Here is a 17,876-nt window from a genome sequence, read left to right on the forward strand (position 1 = left end):
CGGTACCGTCACTTCTCGCGGAATGCGCGCATGAGCTGGTCGCTCAGCGGCTTCGCGAGATAGGATATCATGGTGCGTTCGCCGGTCTGCACAAAGGCCTCGACCGGCATGCCCGGGATCAATTTGACATCCCCGAGCTTCGCCACTTCTTCCGGCGGCATCGATACGCGAATGGTGTAATAGCTCTGGCCGGTGCGCTGGTCCGTGGTGGTGTCGGGAGAGATCCGGCTGACCGTCCCGTTCAACTCCGGTGTGGTGCGCTGGTTGAAGGCCGAGAGCCGCAGCAGCGTCTTTTGCCCGATCCTCAGTTGATCGATGTCCTGCGGGTTCACCTTGGCCTCGACCGACAGGTTATCGGACTCAGGGACGATCAGCATGATGGTGTCGCCGGCGGTGATGACGCCGCCTACGGTGTGGACTGTCGACTGAAGCACCATACCGTCCTGCGGCGCGCGAATGTCGATGCGGCGGAGCTGGTCTTCGGCGGTGACCTTGCGCTCGACAAACTCGCCGATCTTGTCGTTGATCTCGCGCATCTCCTTGGAGACTTCGCTGGAAAGGTCCTTGTCGATCTGGATGATCTGCAATTCGATTTCAGTGATCTTGCCCTTCGCCTGCGCTTTCTGGGCGATAAACTGCGCACGGTCGCCATCAAGCCGCGCCGCGTCACGCTCAAGCACCGTCAACCGTGAAATCTGCACAAGGTTCTTGGCGAACAGATCGCGGACGCCCACCAGCTCTTTCTGAATGAGTTCGATCTCGCGAGACTTGGCGTTTTCCTGCGCTTCCAGCCCGCCGATTTCCTCCTTGAGCTGTGCGATGCGCTCCTTGAGCTGGGCCTTCTGACCAATGCGGCCTGATGAGCGGACCTGAAACAGCTTGATCTCGTTTCCGATCAACGCCCGGACATCGGGATTGGCGAACGACTCCATCAGTTCCGGTGGAAATGTAATGCGCTCTGCGCCATCCTGCTCCGCCAGCAACCGCGCCCGGCGCGCCAGCAATCCGTCGAGGCCCTTGGTGACAATCGCAAGGCTTGCCTTGGTCACAGTGTCGTCGAGGCGCACCAAGACATCGCCGGCCTTGACGCGGTCACCATCGCGCGCCCTCACCTCGCCGACGACACCGCCGGTCGGGTGTTGAACTTTCTTGACGTTGGAATCGACCACGATCGACCCCGGCGCGATCAGCGCGCCGGAGATTTGCGCGGTGGAGGCCCAACCGCCGATACCGCAGGTCAGCAGCGTGACGACAACGAGTCCGACGATCAGATGAAACCGGATCGAGCCGCGCGATCCGGGTTTATCGAGGCTCTTGAAGATCGAGAGCCGGTCCAGCGGCGAGAACAGCGCGTTCAGAACGCCACGGACTTTGCTTTCGGTTCCAGCAAGGGTCGGCCCTTTCATGATTGAGCTCCTCCCTTGTCGGAGACGATCTTGATGGCGGGTGGTGGCGTCGCCGGGCGTTGCAGCACCTGGCCGAGAACGGTGTCTTTTGGCCCGAATGCCTGAACCCGCCCGTCCTTCATGACCAGAACAAGATCGACGCTCTCAATTCCGATCGGACGATGGGCGACCACAACCACGACGCCGCCACGCGCGCGGACTCCGAGGATGGCCTTGTTCAGCGCCACATCGCCTTCGCTGTCGAGGTTGGAATTCGGCTCGTCCAGCACCACGAGAAACGGATTGCCATAAAGCGCGCGAGCCAGCGCGATCCGTTGCGCCTGCCCGGCCGACAGCACGTTGCCCTGATCGCCGATCTGGGTATCGTAGCCGTCCTTCATGCTGATGATGAGATCGTGGACGCGTGCTTCCCGCGCCGCCGCGATGATATCGTCGGACGAGGCCTTGTCTTCGAAGCGGGAAATATTCTGGGCTATCGTTCCGGCGAAAAGTTCGACGTCCTGCGGCAGATAGCCGATATGGCGGCCAAGGATCTCGGGCGACCATTGGTCGAGCGCGGCACCGTCGAGCCGCACCTTGCCGCGCAGGGGCTGCCAGACGCCGACCAGCGCGCGGACCAGCGATGATTTACCAGACCCGCTGGGACCGATAATTCCCACGCCCTGTCCGGCCTCGATCGCGAAGGTAACGTCCTGTGCGACGACCTTCTGCTCGCCGGGCGGGCTGATGGTGAGCGTTTCAACCGCGAGCCTGGATGTCGGCGCCTCCAGCAGGGTCGGCGCTGCCTGTTCGGGCAACATGCCGAGCAGACGGTTGAGCCGGTGCCAGCTTTGGCGTGCCGCCACGAACCCCTTCCAATGCGCGATGGCAAGATCGACAGGCGCCAGTGCACGGGCGCTCAGGATCGACCCCGCAATGATGATGCCCGCCGTCGCCTGCTGGTTGATGACGAGATACGCTCCGACGCCCAGCACCGCCGATTGCAGCATCATGCGCATCACCTTGGCGATGGCACCAAGACCGCCGGCGACGTCGCTCGCCCGCTGGTTGCTCGCAAGATAGTCGCGGTTGGATTCATCCCATCGCTTGCCGACGCGTCCGGCCATGCCCATCGCGGTGAGCACCTCGGCATTCCGGCGGCTGGCGAGGGCAATATCCTGTCGCCGCATCGCCAGCCCCGTCGAGCGCTTCATGGGCTCGTGGGTCAGGTATTCGGTCAGGATGGTCAGCGCGATCAGAATGATGGCGCCGGCCAGAGCGGTGATGCCGATCAACGGATGAAAGGCAAAGCAGATGGCGAGATAAAGCGGCAACCATGGCAGATCGAACAGCGCGCCCGGGCCCATTCCGGACAGGAAGGAGCGGACGTTGTCGAGATCGCGCAGCGGCTGAAGTCCCTCGCTGCGGTTGCCGATAACGAGCGGCATCCGCACCACGATGTCGTAGACCCGGCGGCTCAGCATCTCGTCCAGCGCCGATCCGATGCGGATCAGAATGCGACCGCGGATCAGATCGAGGATACCCTGAACGAGGTAGAGACCTCCTGCCAGCACGATCAGTCCGACCAGCGTCGGGATGCTGCGGCTCGGCAGTACGCGGTCGTAAATCTCCAGCATGAAGAACGAGCCGGTGAGATACAAAATGTTGATGACCAAGCTCATGACGCCGACACCGACAAACGCGCTGCGGCAGGCGCGAAGCGCCGTCCCCAGTTCGGAACGGGGCGAATGCCCCTGATGTGATGTCTTCGCGGGCTGCATCTATACCTGGCCGTGGCTGCTGTCAGGAGCCAAACTGGAATTCATGAAATGTGGCGCTGCGACCGGCCTATCATGCCACGACACGGGCATGTATTGCAGCCGGAAACATGATCGAAGTTAATGTTTCCGGCTCATTCTCAAATCACGCATGGAGAATGAAATCGCTGGCATTCAGGGCTGCCACGCCCTTCAAGAGCAACGTATCCGTCGTGCCGTTGATGTGAAGCAGCGTATCGCCGCCGGTGTGATCGGCGTTGGCCAGCAGGGTCGTCAGCGCATTCGCATCCATGCCTGAAAGAGCCCTGAAATCGATCTTGTCGGTTCCGGACGTGAAATCCATGATCGTATCGTGGCCGGAAACCTGTGCGAACACGAAGTTGTCCTTACCGGCCAGGCCCGTCATCGTGTCGTCGCCGGTGCTCGAAAAGATAATGTCTTTTCCGGTCGTACCCGTCAGGGTAACGCCGCCGGGGGCGTACTGTTTGAAAACGAAGTTGAGGGTGTCGCTTCCCCCCTGGCCGTCTGTAACTGTTAACGTCACTTTGTCCGTCGGCGAGGCGTTATCTGGTGTGTACACAGCGCCGTCGTTGAAAATGTTGCTGATGGCCGCGAACGACCCGCTGACACCCGCCCCTGCGAGCGGCTGGCTTCCGGTTGCGGTCGCGACCGTCCCGTGATCGGCGGTCGCTGTCACGGTAAACGTATCAGCACCTGCATCGACATCGGACAAGGCGATACCCGTCACCTTTGTGACTCCGCCGCCCAGTTCGAGGGTCGACACGTTGTCCCCGTTCAAGACCGGGGCGTCATTAATGCTCGTTACGGTGAGCGACGCGGTCTGGCTGTCTTCCGAGAACGGAGCCGTATGCCCCGGAACCATGGTGTTAACGGCCTGGCCATGCGAGCCGGAGCTCTGGTCCCAAGCCACATAGGTCAGCGTGTCAGTGCCGCCGTTCTCTCCGTTCGGAACGAAACGAACCTTGTCATCGCTCGCAAGAAGCAGACCGGAGCCGGAGGAGTATGTCCCGAATTGCGTCCAGCTCGATCCACCGTCGATCGAATACTCCCAGTGGCCGTTCTGGTTCGAATAGCCTGTGATCGCGACGCCCTTCAGCGCGCCGTCGTCGGGATCTGAAATGCCCGTGGCGAACGAACTGACCAGCTGGCCGGAGTTCGTCGTCTGATCTTCGGTGATCGTCGAGAAATTGGTGCCGGCAGCGAGGACAGGCCGGTCGTTGACACCGGTGATGGTGATCGTCTCGGTCTGCGCAACAGTTCCGCCGTGACCGTCCATGATATCGTAGCGCACCTCGATGGTCTCGATCACACCGGCCGGGATATGCTGGATTGCCGCAGCGTCGATGTTGATCGTGTGTGCGTCAGGGAAAATAATGCCGTGCGGAGTTGTGGCCGTTTCCAGTCCGCCATCGATAGAATAGCGGATGTTGGTGACGGAAAGAGCATCGCTATTATCTACGTCGGACGCACCGGCAAGAAGGTCCCGCACGACCGGCGCATTGCCTTCCTGCGTGGTGATGGTCAGCGGTGCGGCAACAGTGGGAGCATCGTTTTCGCCGTCGATCGTGACGGTAATGGATTTCTGAACCGTATCCGGCCCCGATGAAGCATCGAATGTGAATGTTGCGGTGACATGCTCGCCAGCCGCGAGATAATCGAACGCAGCCCTGTCGTAGCTGATCTTCCCGGTGACAGGATCGACTGTGAACAGGTCTGCCAGCGAGCCACCGGCAGGCGCTGGACCGTTTGAATTGGCGGCGTCGAAGGCCAGCGTATCGGCCACATAGCGAATATGCACGTCGCTTGCATCGACATCCGTAATCGAAACGTGGTCCGCGACCGTGACCACGGCGACGTCTGGAGTGCCGGTGTTGCCCTCGGTGTCGGCGGCCGGATCGGTCACCGCTATCACCGGCGCGTCGTTGGCGCCATCAATCGTCACCGTAATGGATTTCTGAACCGTATCCGGGCCGGACGACACATTGAAGGTGAACACCGCTGTGACATGCTCGCCGCCGGCGAGATAGTCGAACGCGGCTTTGTCGTAGCTGATCTTGCCGGTGACAGGATCAATCGTGAACAGGTCGCTCAGAGACCCGCCAGCCGGTGCAGGACCGCTGGAGTTGACAGCATCGAAGGTCAGCGCGCCTGCGTACGGTGCCTTCACGTCACTCGCATCGACGTCCGAGACCGAAACATGATCCGCAACCGTGACCACGGCGAGATCCGATGTGCCGGTGTTGCCCTCGGTGTCGTGTGCCGGATCGGTCACGGCTATCACCGGCGCGTCATTTGCGCCATCGATGGTTAGCGTGATCGCCTTCTGAATCGTGTCCGGCCCGGAAGACACATTGAAGGTGAACACCGCTGTGACATGCTCGCCGCCTGCGAGATAGTCGAACGCGGCTTTGTCGTAGCTGATCTCGCCGGTGACGGGATTGACAGTGAACAGGTCTGCCAGCGAGCCACCGGCAGGCGCTGGACCGTTTGAATTGGCGGCGTCGAACGACAATGCCCCCGCGTACGGCGTCTTCACGTCACTCGCGTCGACGTCCGAGACCGAAACATGATCCGCAACCGTGACCACGGCGAGGTCCGGAGTGCCCGTGTTGCCCTCGGTGTCGTGTGCCGGATCGGTCACGGCTATCACCGGCGCGTCATTTGCGCCGTCGATTGTGACCGTAATCGACTTCTGAATTGTGTCCGGCCCGGACGACACATTGAAGGTGAACACCGCTGTGACATGCTCGCCGCCAGCGAGATAATCGAACGCGGCCCTGTCGTAGCTGATCTTCCCGGTGACGGGATCAATCGTGAACAGGTCGCTCAGAGACCCGCCAGCCGGTGCAGGACCGCTGGAGTTGACGGCATCGAAGGTCAGCCCGCCTGCGTACGGCGTCTTCACGTCACTCGCGTCGACGTCCGAGACCGAGACGTGATCTGCGACCGTGACCACGGCGACGTCTGGTGTGCCGGTGTTGCCCTCGGTGTCGGTTGCAGGATTGGTGATGGATATCGTTGGAAGATCGTTAGTGCCGGTGATCGTAACCGTGACGGTCTTCGCAACAGATGTATCGTTGCTGTTGTTGCTATTGTCTTTGACGGTGATCGTATAGGTCGCCGTTATGGTCTCGCCTTCCGCGAGGTACTGGATCAGATTGGTATCCAGCGCGAAATCCCAGTTGAAGTCGTGATCGCCTGCAGCCAAGGCCGACGAAGGAACCGTCAGTGCGGTTGCGAGCGCCAGGGCCAATGCAGGAGATACCCCGGCACTCCCCGCCGCATCGTTGTTGTAGGTGACGTGCGCTGTATGCGTATCCGTCAGATCGGCGTCGGTGAACGTGACCGAGCCGTGGTCTTTCAGAATACCACCGACAGGGTCGACGTCTTCCTTGACCGCTGCGCCGTTGTCGATGACGGAAATAACGGGCTGGTCGTTCGCCGCGCCGATCTGAACGGTGATCTGCTTTGTTGACGACAGGCCGTTGTTGTCCGTAACCGTGACATCGTAGATCAGCGTCAGGGTCTGCCCCTTCGCCAGAAAATCGAACAGATGGTCCGGCAGCTTGAATTCCCAGCCGACCGAACCCTGATTGTTGGTATCGGTGTTGCTCTCCGATACCGAGGCTGTCACCGCTCCATTGAGGGCATCGCGGGTTGCCTGCGGAATGTCGTTGTAGTCGCCGCCCGACCACACCACCGATGAGGCGCCCGGATGAAGCGCCGCGCTTGCCGTATGGGTGTCGGAGAGATCCACATCGGCGAACGCCAGCGTTCCGGTCGCAATATCGACAACCGAATTCGGCGCGCCCGTTGTGTCCGGAACTTCGTCGGCCTGATGAATCGCGGCATCGGCCGTCAGCACCGGCGCATCGTTGGTGCCGGTGATCGTGATGGTGACGGTTTGTGTCACCGGGACGCCGTTGTCGTCCTTGATCGTGATCGTATAGATCTGCGTGATCGTCTGACCTTCGGCCAGCGATTGCAGCGTGGGATCGTTGTCGTCCAGCGAGAAGTGCCAGCCAACCGAGCCCTGATTGTTGGTGTCGGTGGTGCTCTCCGACACCGGATCAATGGTGAATGTTCCGATCTTGGTCGTTGTCGGGGCATTTCCGGCGCCGCTGACAAAACCTGGCAGAGTTGAGGACGTCGATGTCAATTCGACGGTCGCCGTGTGTGCATCGGTCAGATCGACGTCCTTGAACGTGATCGTTCCGTTCGTCTCGATGTGGCCTGATGTAGTAACGGCCACATCTTCCTTCACTGCACCGGTAACGATCGTCGCTGCACCCACCACGATCGTCGGCGCGTCGTTGGCGCCCGTAATCGTGATCGGGATTTCGACAACACCGGTATCCGGCCCCGATGTCGCGGTCACTTGGATCTTGAAGGTAACGGTCTGGCCGTCGTCCAGGAAATTGAACTGCTCGCGGTCAAAGGAGACCGCGCCCGTCGTCTGATTGATGTGAATCAGCGGCTTCAGAAAGCCTTCGGTGAGATATGGAATCGTGCTGACCGCGCTCGTAATGATCGCGCTGCCGGCGACGAACGGAATGCCGATATCGTAGAACGGCGCATTGCCGATATCCGGATCGTCGATCTTGACGACGTCCTTGAAGCTGAAAATTTTGATCGTCGGGGAGAACGCCTGATCCGCGAAGACAGGGAGTGCCGAAAACTGCGCCTTGGTATTGTAGAAAGTCCTCGGAGGATTTGGCTGCCCGGTAACGGGATCGTAGCCGACACCCGGGATTGTAATGACCTTGGGCGGCCCGAGGTCCTGTAGCGGCTTGTAGAATGCGAAGGGATTTAAGTTGTCGCCGGGAGAGCCAAATCCGTTTTTCTGCGACTTCGGATTGGCGTTGTCCGGATTGTAGTTCGGGAAGTAAAGCTTGAAGACTTCCTGAATCAGTGTCTTCGCGGATTCCTGATCCGCAAGCGTCTTGAGCTGTTCGATCGCTGTCGGAGGCTGGCCAACGCCGCTGACCGACACGTAGGTCACCTGCCCGGCCTGCGATACCGTTCCGATCAACTGGCCGGTTGTCTTGTCGTAGAGATTGTATGAGCCGGTATGCCCGTCCGGCTCGACCAGCACCGAGAACTTGGTTGGTCCGTCGTTCGCGCCGATTTCCACCAGTACGGCAGTGCCGCGAATACCCATCGTGGCAACCGGCGTCTCGACGCGCATGTTGCCGTTCTTGGCGGTCTGTCCTGCAACGAATGTAATGGTGCCCTGAACCAGGCTGATCAGTGATGAATTCGACGATCCGTTCGGATCGAAGATCATTTCGTTGAGCACCATGCGCGCATTCGCGCTCATGCCGAACGCGCTGCCGTCGATGAACGTCATGCCGACCGACGAGTTCGATCCGGTCTGGACCACGTCGCCCTTTTGCACGGGATCGCCGATATTCAGCTCAACCGACACTCCGTTCCGGATCACGGAGGCGCTTCCGGACATCTTCAGGACGTGTCCGATCACTTCTCCGGCCTGTGCCGGCGCGGTAGCCTGCGCGTAGTGGACGTGACCGGTCAGCGCATCCACGATGTGACCGGAAAGGGTTGCCCCGTCCTTGGTGGTAAGGACTGGCCTTGCTTCGCCCTTGAAGTAATTGCCGATCACAAATTTCTGGCCATTACCCGAAATGATCAGGTCGCTGCCGATCCGCATGTAGTCGCCGGAAAACAGCAGATGCGCGTCAGGTACGACGACTTGGTTGTCCGACACATGATGTTGGACGAAACTCGGCTTTGAATCGAAAGAGAAACGCTCCCCACCCAGTGAAACTGGGGAGTCGTGCATCAGCCCGGCATCAAATGGTCCGGAAAAATTCAAACCCCTGCCCGCCCGTCAAAAGTTATTATTAAGAAATTCAGAATTCGCAATTCATAGCATCAAAGACCGTGGGCCCATAGTGAATTGAACCACACAGCGTGGTTTTACATGCCCTCGTTAAGTACAATTGGACGGTGATGACTTGGTTATTCCGCTACTGCTTCCTAAGACTATGGGAAAAAATCGATAATCCGTGCTGCTCCGCAAAATGATCGACCGATTAACGGAAGCGAATTGAGCCTAAAAGCCGCCGAAAGGGCGCATTCGAAATCGATCAATAACCAATCTGTACAGTCTATTCATCCAACTAGACTTGATGATCCATCACCTGGTTTCACCGAATACTTAAATTTTAACATTTTATACATCAGCGCCTGCGCGTTAGCCCTATCTACAATTTTAGACAATGCGGTCAGCGCCAGTTCCGCATATTTGAATCCAAATGGCTGATTAGCCCCCGCTTTAAGCGGTCAAAAAGGGGACGCGCCTAATCCTTGTGGCCAGATGATCTGGTCACGAGCCTGCATACGTTGCGAGCCGATGTCCGGACAAGGGGCGTCAGATGTCGGCTTTCAGCGTTCTGCGCGCAGGCGCAGTGTCATTTATATTCACTATCAATGCCTTGGCCGGAGCGGCTCATGGGGCAGCTCACTCGCCGGGCGATCCAGCCATCGGGGCAACCGAGGTCCCGCAAAGTCCGGCTTCCGAGCCGTTCGGGCTTGCGACCTCGATGCTGGCCGACGGCCCTCTTCGCGCCAAATGGCAGACCGTCGAGCGCGCCATTACGGCCGAATCCGAGATCATCGCCGCCTGCGCCAGCGATCCCGGACATTGCACGTCCCAACCAGCCCAGCGTTTCCTGGAAATCGTGAAGACGGCCTCCGCCCGCGAGGGCCTTGCCCGATTCGGCGAAATCAACCGCGCTTTCAATCTTGCCATACGGCCGGTCAGCGACCGTGCGCAATACGGTGTCGAAGATTACTGGTCGTCACCTCTGGCCACGCTGGCGGCAGGCGCCGGCGACTGTGAAGATTATGCGATTGCCAAGCTCGTTGCGCTGCGCGCCGCCGGCGTTGCGCCAGCCGATCTTCGCCTCCTGATCATTCGCGAAACCGCGACCGGAGATGACCACGCCGTGGTCGCAGCCCGGTTCGAGGGTCATTGGCGGGTGCTCGATAACCGCACCTTCCTGATGCTCGAGGACAACGGGTTCGACAAGTACCGCCCCCTCTTCGCGATCGATGCGGAAGGCGCGAAACGCTTTGAACAGCCGATGTTCGCGAACACCGCGCAGATCACACAGGCCCGCCCTGCCGAGATCACTCCGCGTGAGGCCGTCGCCGGCGCCGGAACATCGGCGGCCACGTTGGGCATGGACAGTTCTGCGTTCGACGAGTTCTGTCAGACCCTCGCGATGTAACCGACATCTGACAAGGTTCGGCCGGATTGGTTCACGGTCCGACGAACTGATCTGTATCCACCGCTCAGATCTTGGCGATGGTTTGAATGGTCGCGACGAATAACAAAGCCGCGATCGTAACGAGCACCCAGCCGGGGTTGTCGCACAGCACCGTTCCCTGGCGGCATACTTCATCGGCCAGGGACCAGCCGTGGTTCCGGGTGGCGCCGGCGAGCAGGAAGATCCCGCCCGCGCCCGTGATTGCGAGAATAAGCTGACGCATGGGTCCACTCCTTTCCACTGCCGATGTTCGGCGCGAAGGAGTGAATCAATGCTTGTCCCGATTGCTGAAACCCGGGTGCTTCGTGCGAAAATCACCCCACATCCATGGGCCGTCGCCTTGTCCATGACCGCCCCGATGGCAGCAAACCGCTCCTCAGCACGCTCGCCGCTGGCAGCGTCGGTGACGTCGCAATCGATGCCGCGCACATCCGGGCCGACGTTATGAAGGCTTTTGATACCGGCCGCTCATGCGTCTTTCTCGATGTCGGCGAGCATCACCTTCGCCCGTCACAAATGCCGTCTTGCCGGCGAGGTCCTGCATGCTTTCCCCCTATGATTGTTCTTGTTGCCGACGCATCCTCTCACAATCGGGTGAGCGAGAACCCGCGTCGACGAACGATCATTGCAAGCAACCGATTCAAACGTGAAATGTGAATTTGCGAATGTCTTAAAATGGACACGCGCGAGCGTCTTAATTTGATTGTTATCCGTCGCGTCCGGATGGAACCGCTGAACACGCGTTGCAGCCGGAACATTTTTATCGCGGAAGGATTTTTGCCGATGGCAACACGTCTCCAAAGACTTGCAGAATTTGACGGCAATGGCGAACCGTCCCCCGATGAGGCGGTTCAGGTTTTATGCGAGGACAAGAGCGGGACCTATCAGCTTCCCTTTGCATGCCGCCGGGTCAACGGTGAATGGCGCAACAGCGAATCCGGAAGTCTCGTTGAAGCAATGGTGGTCGGCTGGCGGCGGCCCAGAGAAGCACGATCCTGATCCGAAGAGCCGCATTTGCATAAAGCGCAAACCGGTCTCCGGATCAGATCATGCCTGACAGAGTTGGTGCTTACTTCTTCGTCTTGGATGCGGCGTAACGTGCCTTGGTCTCGGCATTCATCGGATAGAGGCCGGGCAGTTCCGCGCCGTTGTTGACCTCGTTGACGATCCAGCCCTCCATTGCCTCCTGCTCCGGACCTTCAGTCAGGATCAGTTCAAGGAATGCCTGCGGGATCAGCACCGCGCCGTCCTGATCGGCTACGATCACGTCATCGGGAAACACGGCAACGCCGCCGCAGCCAATCGGCTCGCCCCAATTGACGAACGTCAGCCCGGCGACTGACGGAGGGGCAGCCGCGCCGTTGCACCACACCGGAAGTCCGGTGCCGAGCACGCCCTCGAGATCACGCACCACGCCATCCGTCACCAGCGCGGTGACGCCGCGCTTTGCCATGCGCGCGCACAGAATGTCGCCGAAGATACCTGCGTCGGTGATGCCCATCGCATCGACCACGGCAATACAGCCTGCCGGCATCGCCTCGATAGCAGTACGCGTCGAAATCGGCTTCGACCACGATTCCGGCGTCGCAAGATCTTCCCGTGCGGGAACGAAGCGCAGGGTGAACGCCGGACCGACAAGACGCTCCTGCCCCGGACGCAACGGGCGTGACCCGCGCAGCCAGACGTTGCGAAGCCCCTTCTTGAGAAGGATGGTCGTGATGGTGGCGGTCGTGATCTTTTTGAACGTTGCGATGGCTTCGGGCGAGAGCGACATAAGGGAAAACTCCGGGTGTGGTGTGCCAGCCTTTTTGCGAAAGCGCGGGATCGCGTCAAGGCGGCAATCGCGTGACCGGTAATGTCCGCTTATGCGTTGCGATAACACCAACTTATTTGCCATTTTAGCGGGAGTGTCGGACAAAGGGAGGGTCCATCCTGAGATCTCCGGCCTGCCGATGACCACCCCGCCCCGCATCCTCCCGTCCGGAGACACTGCCCTGGCGGTCGAATTCGGCCGCAGCATTGATCCGGCGGTCAACCGGCAGGTCCTGGCGCTCGATCGCGAAGTCGCGAGCGCAGCCATTGCGGGAATACTGGAAACCGTTCCGACCTATCGCTCGCTGCTGGTTCACTACGATCCCTTGCTGATCGACTTCGCGACATTGTCGCAAAAGCTGCTGGCGCTCGCGGAGCGGCCTGTTCCAGCACAAACCAACATCCGGCGCTGGCGCGTGCCGGTGGTCTATGGCGGCGAATACGGCATCGACCTCGACGACGTGGCGCGCGCGCACAGTATCTCGACGGCTGATGTCATCGCAAAGCACACCGGCAGCGAGTATCGCGTCGCGATGATTGGCTTCACACCCGGCTTCGCTTATCTGAGCGGCCTCGATCCCGCCATCGCCACGCCGCGGCGCGAGAACCCGCGAACCGAAACACCGGCCGGCACCATTTCGATAGGTGGTGTGCAGGCGTGCGTGCAGTGTCTTGCCGCGCCGAGCGGCTGGCATCTGCTCGGGCGAACGCCAGTCCGCACCTTCCATCCGCATCGCGATCCCGTGTTTCTGATGGAACCCGGCGATGCCGTCACCTTCCATGCCATTGCGGCCAGCGAGTTTGCTTCGCTTGATCGCGCCGCTGAACGCGGCGAAGCTGTCGCAGAGTTGATCGCGTCATGAGCAAGCTTGTTGTCGTCACAAGCGGGCCCGCGACATCAATTCAGGATGCCGGCCGGTTCGGCGCGCAACGCTATGGTCTCACCACCAGTGGTGCGATGGATCGCACGTCGCTGGCGATGGCTAACACCCTTGCGGGCAATTCTCCGCTCGCCGCCGCGATTGAAATCGGGCCATTCGCGACCGCGTTTACGGCCCGCAACGGGGCCGTGCGCGTTGCCCTGTCGGGCGCCGCACGTGTTGCGGATGTTGCAGGCTCGCCGCTGCTGATGAATGAAACGGCGTTGATTGCGGACGGCGAAACGCTGAGGCTCGGTGCGGCCCGCAGCGGCGTGTTCAGTTATCTCGCCATCGAAGGCGGCATCGCGGGAGAAGCCGTGTTCGGAAGCCTGTCGGTCAACGCGCGCGCCGATCTCGGCAGTCCCTTCCCCCGGCCGCTGCAAGCCGGCGATGTACTCGACGTGGAAACCGCACAAGTCACTTCGCATGAGCGCGCGCTGGACACCTTCGATCAGCCGCAGTCCCCGATCCGCGTCGTCATGGGACCGCAGGACGACGAGTTCGGCGCGGCCTGCGATGTATTCCTTACCAGCGAGTGGCGCATCTCGGCGACCAGCGACCGGATGGGCTATCGGCTGGAAGGCCCGAAGGTTGTTCACCCCGGCGGCCATAACATTGTTTCTGACGGCGCGGTCCACGGCAGCATTCAGGTGCCGGGCAACGGCCAGCCTATCGTGCTGATGGCGGATCATGGCACGACCGGCGGCTATCCGAAGATTGCGACCGTCATCAGCGCCGATCTGGGACGGTTCGCGCAGATGCAATCAGGTGCGATAGTCCGCTTCAAGGCAGTCACCGTCGAAGAAGCCCAGAACGAGGCGCGCAAGCTGGCCCAATTCATTCAGGCGCTGCCGGGCCGCATTCACATCGCGGGCGGCTCGAGCCTCAATCTCGTCGAATTGCAAAAGGCCAATGTCGCGGGCGTCGCGGTAAACGCCATCGACGACCCCTGAATCTTCACGAGGCGCATCCATGACCATCGATCTCAACAGTGATCTCGGCGAAGGTTTCGGTGCGTGGGACATGGGCAACGACGACGCGATGCTCGGACTCGCCAGCAGCGTCAACGTCGCGTGCGGCTTTCATGCGGGCGATTCCGACATCATGCTGAAGACCGCGAGGCTCGCGAAAGAGCGCGGTGTCAGCATCGGTGCGCATCCCGGCTATCGCGATCTGCACGGGTTCGGACGGCGGCCGGTCCCCGGACTGAAATCATCCGAGATCGAGACCATGGTCGCCTACCAGATCGGAGCGTTGCAGGCGGTCGCGTCTTTGGCCGGTCACAAGGTGACCCACGTCAAGGCGCACGGCGCGCTTTCAAATGTTGCATGTGCCGACGACATGACCGCTCGCGCCATCGCTGCCGCGATCAAAGCCGTCGATCCCAATCTGTATTTCGTGGTGCTGCCGAACACGGCGCTGGTGCGTGCCGGTGAAGCCGCCGGGTTGAAACTGATCCATGAGGTGTTCGCCGACCGAGCCTACGAGGATGATGCGCAACTGGTGGCACGCAGCAAACCCGGGTCGGTGCTTCATGACGGCGACCAGATCGCGCAGCGTGTGGTCCGTATGGTTCAGGACAACGCTATCACTGCCGCTTCCGGGAAGGTCATCCCGGTGAAGATCGACACTGTCTGTATTCACGGCGACACGCCCGGCGCGGTCGAGATCGCGCGCAAGGTGCGGGCGGGGCTTGAGAGCAGCGGGATAGCCGTCGCGCCGTTCAGCTCGCGGCGCTAGCTTCCATCGGTTGCGCGACGCCGGTCTGCGCGATCAGCCGCTTCAACTCCGGAATGCAGGAGCCGCAGTTGGTGCCGGCCTTGAGCTTCGCGCCGATCTCGGCAGCGGTTCGCGACCCTTCCGCAATCGTGCCGCAGATCGCGTTGCGTCCGACGCCGAAGCACGCGCAGACCACGGGGCCGTCGTTCGCTACGCCATCGGCGGACTTCCCCGACAGCAACAGCCGGCGCTGCTCGTCGCTGATCGTCTCTGCTGCGAACGCCGTCTTCACCGCGTCCCAGCTGGGTGTGTCCTTCGCCGGCCCGATGAACACGCAGGCTTCGAGCCTGTCGCCGGAGAACTGCGCTGCGCGATACACGCCGTGGGCGGCGTCTTCGTACTCTGCGATGTGTCCTGCTTCTCCTTGCGGCGACAGGAAGGTTCTCCAGGCCGCAACGTCCAGATTGCTGGCGATGAGATAGCCATAGCCGCCCGTAACAGCGACGCGCGACCACCCCACATCTTTCGGAAACGACATCGGCCTGCGCGAGAGAACGAAACCACGCTGCGCGAACGTAACCGCCTCAATGGCAACAGGCGTGGCCTTGTTTTCCGGCTGCCCGGAGAACGGATCGGTGAATGGCGCGACCAGCGCTCCTACCCGCCCCGATGCCGAGTTTTCCTGGCTCCAGTGAATCGGCGCGAACAGCATGCCGCGCTGCTGGCGCTCGCTGACGACAACTTTGAGAATGCACTGGCCGAGATCGGTCGCAAGCCGCGCATAACCGCCATCGACAACGTCCGCTTGGGCGGCGTCGGCCGGATGAATCTCCACATAAGGTTCAGGCAGATGCTGGCCGAGGCGCGGGCTGAGACCGGTGCGTGTCATGGTGTGCCACTGATCGCGGATGCGCCCGGTATTGAGCCGCAGCGGACGTGCCTCCGAAATTGCGCCGCGCAGCATCGGAACGTCAGGCGCAACGAAATGGCCCTTGCGGTCAGATGTATAGTAGCGGCCCTCGGCGAAGAAACGCTGCGCCGCTTCGCGTTCGCCGCTCGGCATCGGCCACATGAACGGCGGCATTGAATCGAATTCGTCGTCGGCGACAGACGCCATCGCGCCGATATCAAAATCCCGGCTGCCGCCGTTCTCGAACGCAGACAGTTCGGCATGCTCGCGGAAGATGTCGGCGGCAGAATGATAGGCGAATGCCGCGCCGTAGCCGAGGCGCTCGGCGACTTCGCTCATAATCCACCAATCCGGCTTCGCCTGACCGGGTGGCGTCAGGAATGCACGCTGCCGGGAGATGCGCCGCTCGGAATTGGTCACGGTACCGGACTTCTCGCCCCACGCGTGCGCAGGCAGCAGCACGTGCGCGCCTGAATTGATGCTGTCATTCGACTGCACATTTTCCGAGATCACCAGCAGATCAAGCTTGCGCATTGCGGCGCGCACGGCATCCGCGTTCGGCAGAGACACGGCGGGATTGGTGCCCATCACCCACAGGGCCTTGATCTCGCCGCGGCCGATCGCCTGGAACATCTGAACGGCCTTGAGGCCCTCATGGGTGGCGATGTGCGGCGCCTTCCAGAACCGGCGAACGCGGTCGATGTCCGGCGGTGTGAAGCTCATATGCGCCGCAAGCTGGTTGGCCAGGCCGCCGACCTCGCGTCCGCCCATCGCATTCGGCTGACCGGTGAGAGAGAACGGCGAAGCCCCCGGCTTGCCGATGCGACCGGTCGCGAGATGACAGTTGATGATCGCGTTGACCTTGTCGGTGCCCTGCGCAGACTGGTTGACGCCCTGCGAATAGAGCGTCACCACGCGCGGCGTTTTCGCGAACATCTGGAAGAACGTCGCAACATCCGTTTCCGCAAGACCTGTGGCGAGCGCCGTCGCGGCAACGCTGCCCGCAATGCTGCGCGCTTTCGCCAAACCTTCGGCGAAGCCGCTGGTATGTTCATCGATATAGGAGTGATCGAGCGCACCGCTGTCTGCGAGGTAGGTCAACAGCCCGCTGAACAGCGCCGTATCGGTTCCGGGTTTAAGGCCGAGAAATAGATCGGCGTCGCCCGATGTCTCGGTCTGTCGCGGATCGATCACGACGATGCGTGCGCCGCGCTTCTGCTTGTTGGCTATCATCCGCTGGAACAGGACCGGATGACACCATGCCGCGTTCGATCCGACCAGCACCAGCAGGTCGGCCTGATCGAGATCCTCATAGCAGCCCGGCACCGTGTCGGAGCCGAAAGCGCGGCGATGCCCCGCGACCGACGACGACATGCAGAGCCGCGAGTTGGTGTCGACATTCGCCGTGCCGATGAAGCCCTTCATCAGCTTGTTGGCGACATAGTAGTCCTCGGTGAGCAATTGCCCCGAAAGATAGAAGCCGACTGAATTGGGTCCATACTTTGCAATAATGTGTTGAAGCCGGTTGGCAACGTGATCGAGCGCATCGGTCCACGCGACCTGTTCGAACTTGCCGTTCGAGCAGCGGATCATGGGATGCAACAATCGTTCGTCCAGACCCAGCGTCTCGCCGAGCGCCGACCCCTTCGAGCACAGTCGCCCGAAATTGGCCGGATGCTCGGGATCGCCCGCGATGGTCGCGCCGCCCTTGCCGTCCGGCGTCGCGATGACGCCGCAGCCGACGCCGCAATAGGGGCAGGTGGTCTTTGTGGGAGCGACGGATGGATCGACGTTCGTCATGCGGTCCCCCGCACGACGAACGGATCAGAGATCAGAACGGATGGTAGGAGAGCGTGCCGAACACGATGGCGGCGATCAGCGCGAAGGCGCCGTAAACGGCGAGCGTGTGAATGCGATCTTCCGCTTGGGCGGAAGTCACCCGGGCATGGGCTTCTGACACAATATCGCTCATCGCCGATCTCCAATCGATCACGTGATGGGATATTGAAGTGCTTCGTCAGTGACTTACAAGGCGC

Annotated in this window: 13 protein-coding genes; 6 read left to right on the top strand and 7 right to left on the bottom strand. The window is 61.0% G+C overall.

Features of this window, described 5'->3' with window-relative positions; translation table 11 throughout:
- Positions 1–8: 8 nt before the first annotated feature.
- The 3 genes from AC1RM7_RS02975 to AC1RM7_RS02985 all read right to left on the bottom strand — a co-directional run bounded on the left by AC1RM7_RS02975 (position 9) and on the right by AC1RM7_RS02985 (position 8,912).
- Positions 9–1,406, bottom strand: a complete 1,398-nt coding sequence (locus AC1RM7_RS02975) for an HlyD family type I secretion periplasmic adaptor subunit (RefSeq protein ID WP_024919277.1) — start codon at positions 1,404–1,406, stop codon at positions 9–11.
- On the bottom strand, positions 1,403–3,166 hold the full coding sequence (locus AC1RM7_RS02980; RefSeq protein ID WP_024919278.1) for a type I secretion system permease/ATPase: 1,764 nt from the start codon (positions 3,164–3,166) through the stop codon (positions 1,403–1,405). The genes AC1RM7_RS02975 and AC1RM7_RS02980 overlap by 4 nt, the downstream gene beginning before the upstream one ends.
- Positions 3,167–3,308: 142 nt before the next feature.
- Positions 3,309–8,912 carry a VCBS domain-containing protein gene (locus tag AC1RM7_RS02985; RefSeq protein WP_492838466.1) on the bottom strand — a complete coding sequence of 1,868 codons (5,604 nt, stop codon included), beginning with the start codon at positions 8,910–8,912 and terminating at the stop codon, positions 3,309–3,311.
- Between the two features lie 670 nt (positions 8,913–9,582).
- On the opposite strand from AC1RM7_RS02985, the gene AC1RM7_RS02990 reads away from it, so the two are divergent.
- Positions 9,583–10,440 (top strand): transglutaminase-like cysteine peptidase, encoded by an 858-nt coding sequence (locus AC1RM7_RS02990; protein ID WP_492838468.1) that lies wholly within the window; start codon positions 9,583–9,585, stop codon positions 10,438–10,440.
- 64 nt (positions 10,441–10,504) lie between these two features.
- On the opposite strand, the gene AC1RM7_RS02995 is transcribed toward AC1RM7_RS02990, so the two are convergent.
- A complete protein-coding gene (locus tag AC1RM7_RS02995; RefSeq protein ID WP_006020587.1) occupies positions 10,505–10,702 on the bottom strand; it encodes a hypothetical protein in 198 nt (65 codons plus the stop codon).
- Between the two features lie 104 nt (positions 10,703–10,806).
- Here AC1RM7_RS02995 and AC1RM7_RS03000 point away from each other — a divergent pair, with 104 nt between their 5' ends.
- A complete protein-coding gene (locus AC1RM7_RS03000) occupies positions 10,807–11,136 on the top strand; it encodes a hypothetical protein (RefSeq protein WP_492943873.1) in 330 nt (109 codons plus the stop codon).
- A 126-nt stretch (positions 11,137–11,262) separates the two neighbouring features.
- Positions 11,263–11,478, top strand: coding sequence for a hypothetical protein (locus AC1RM7_RS03005; protein WP_024578158.1), 216 nt, complete (start codon positions 11,263–11,265; stop codon positions 11,476–11,478).
- A 70-nt stretch (positions 11,479–11,548) separates the two neighbouring features.
- Here AC1RM7_RS03005 and AC1RM7_RS03010 read toward each other — a convergent pair whose 3' ends face one another.
- Entirely contained in the window at positions 11,549–12,253 is a 705-nt protein-coding gene (locus tag AC1RM7_RS03010) for a ribonuclease activity regulator RraA (protein WP_492838470.1), read from the bottom strand.
- A gap of 178 nt (positions 12,254–12,431) precedes the next feature.
- Here AC1RM7_RS03010 and pxpB point away from each other — a divergent pair, with 178 nt between their 5' ends.
- Genes pxpB through AC1RM7_RS03025 form a run of 3 tightly spaced genes read left to right on the top strand, consistent with a single transcriptional unit; the run spans position 12,432 to position 14,951 of the window.
- The gene (pxpB, locus tag AC1RM7_RS03015; RefSeq protein WP_024919282.1) at positions 12,432–13,154 is read left to right on the top strand and encodes a 5-oxoprolinase subunit PxpB; all 723 of its coding nucleotides are present in this window, start codon (positions 12,432–12,434) and stop codon (positions 13,152–13,154) included.
- Positions 13,151–14,164 (top strand): 5-oxoprolinase subunit C family protein, encoded by a 1,014-nt coding sequence (locus AC1RM7_RS03020; RefSeq protein ID WP_024919283.1) that lies wholly within the window; start codon positions 13,151–13,153, stop codon positions 14,162–14,164. The genes pxpB and AC1RM7_RS03020 overlap by 4 nt, the downstream gene beginning before the upstream one ends.
- Positions 14,165–14,183: 19 nt before the next feature.
- Positions 14,184–14,951, top strand: coding sequence for a LamB/YcsF family protein (locus AC1RM7_RS03025; RefSeq protein ID WP_024919284.1), 768 nt, complete (start codon positions 14,184–14,186; stop codon positions 14,949–14,951).
- Here the strand turns inward: AC1RM7_RS03025 and AC1RM7_RS03030 are convergent.
- Positions 14,935–17,640 (bottom strand): nitrate reductase, encoded by a 2,706-nt coding sequence (locus tag AC1RM7_RS03030; RefSeq protein ID WP_024919285.1) that lies wholly within the window; start codon positions 17,638–17,640, stop codon positions 14,935–14,937. The genes AC1RM7_RS03025 and AC1RM7_RS03030 overlap by 17 nt on opposite strands.
- 31 nt (positions 17,641–17,671) lie before the next feature.
- A complete protein-coding gene (locus tag AC1RM7_RS03035; protein ID WP_006020593.1) occupies positions 17,672–17,812 on the bottom strand; it encodes a hypothetical protein in 141 nt (46 codons plus the stop codon).
- Positions 17,813–17,876: the final 64 nt, after the last annotated feature.

This window comes from Afipia sp. GW822-FHT03D08 (assembly GCF_058801645.1).

Bases quoted from the DNA above. Each gene is read 5' to 3' on its own strand.
- AC1RM7_RS02980 (WP_024919278.1), bottom strand. From the start codon at position 3,166: ATGCAGCCCGCGAAGACATCACATCAGGGGCATTCGCCCCGTTCCGAA.
- AC1RM7_RS02995 (WP_006020587.1), bottom strand. From the start codon at position 10,702: ATGCGTCAGCTTATTCTCGCAATCACGGGCGCGGGCGGGATCTTCCTG.
- AC1RM7_RS03030 (WP_024919285.1), bottom strand. From the start codon at position 17,640: ATGACGAACGTCGATCCATCCGTCGCTCCCACAAAGACCACCTGCCCC.
- AC1RM7_RS02975 (WP_024919277.1), bottom strand. From the start codon at position 1,406: ATGAAAGGGCCGACCCTTGCTGGAACCGAAAGCAAAGTCCGTGGCGTT.
- AC1RM7_RS03000 (WP_492943873.1), top strand. From the start codon at position 10,807: ATGGGCCGTCGCCTTGTCCATGACCGCCCCGATGGCAGCAAACCGCTC.
- AC1RM7_RS03005 (WP_024578158.1), top strand. From the start codon at position 11,263: ATGGCAACACGTCTCCAAAGACTTGCAGAATTTGACGGCAATGGCGAA.
- AC1RM7_RS02990 (WP_492838468.1), top strand. From the start codon at position 9,583: ATGTCGGCTTTCAGCGTTCTGCGCGCAGGCGCAGTGTCATTTATATTC.
- AC1RM7_RS03020 (WP_024919283.1), top strand. From the start codon at position 13,151: ATGAGCAAGCTTGTTGTCGTCACAAGCGGGCCCGCGACATCAATTCAG.
- AC1RM7_RS03035 (WP_006020593.1), bottom strand. From the start codon at position 17,812: ATGAGCGATATTGTGTCAGAAGCCCATGCCCGGGTGACTTCCGCCCAA.
- AC1RM7_RS03010 (WP_492838470.1), bottom strand. From the start codon at position 12,253: ATGTCGCTCTCGCCCGAAGCCATCGCAACGTTCAAAAAGATCACGACC.
- pxpB (WP_024919282.1), top strand. From the start codon at position 12,432: ATGACCACCCCGCCCCGCATCCTCCCGTCCGGAGACACTGCCCTGGCG.
- AC1RM7_RS03025 (WP_024919284.1), top strand. From the start codon at position 14,184: ATGACCATCGATCTCAACAGTGATCTCGGCGAAGGTTTCGGTGCGTGG.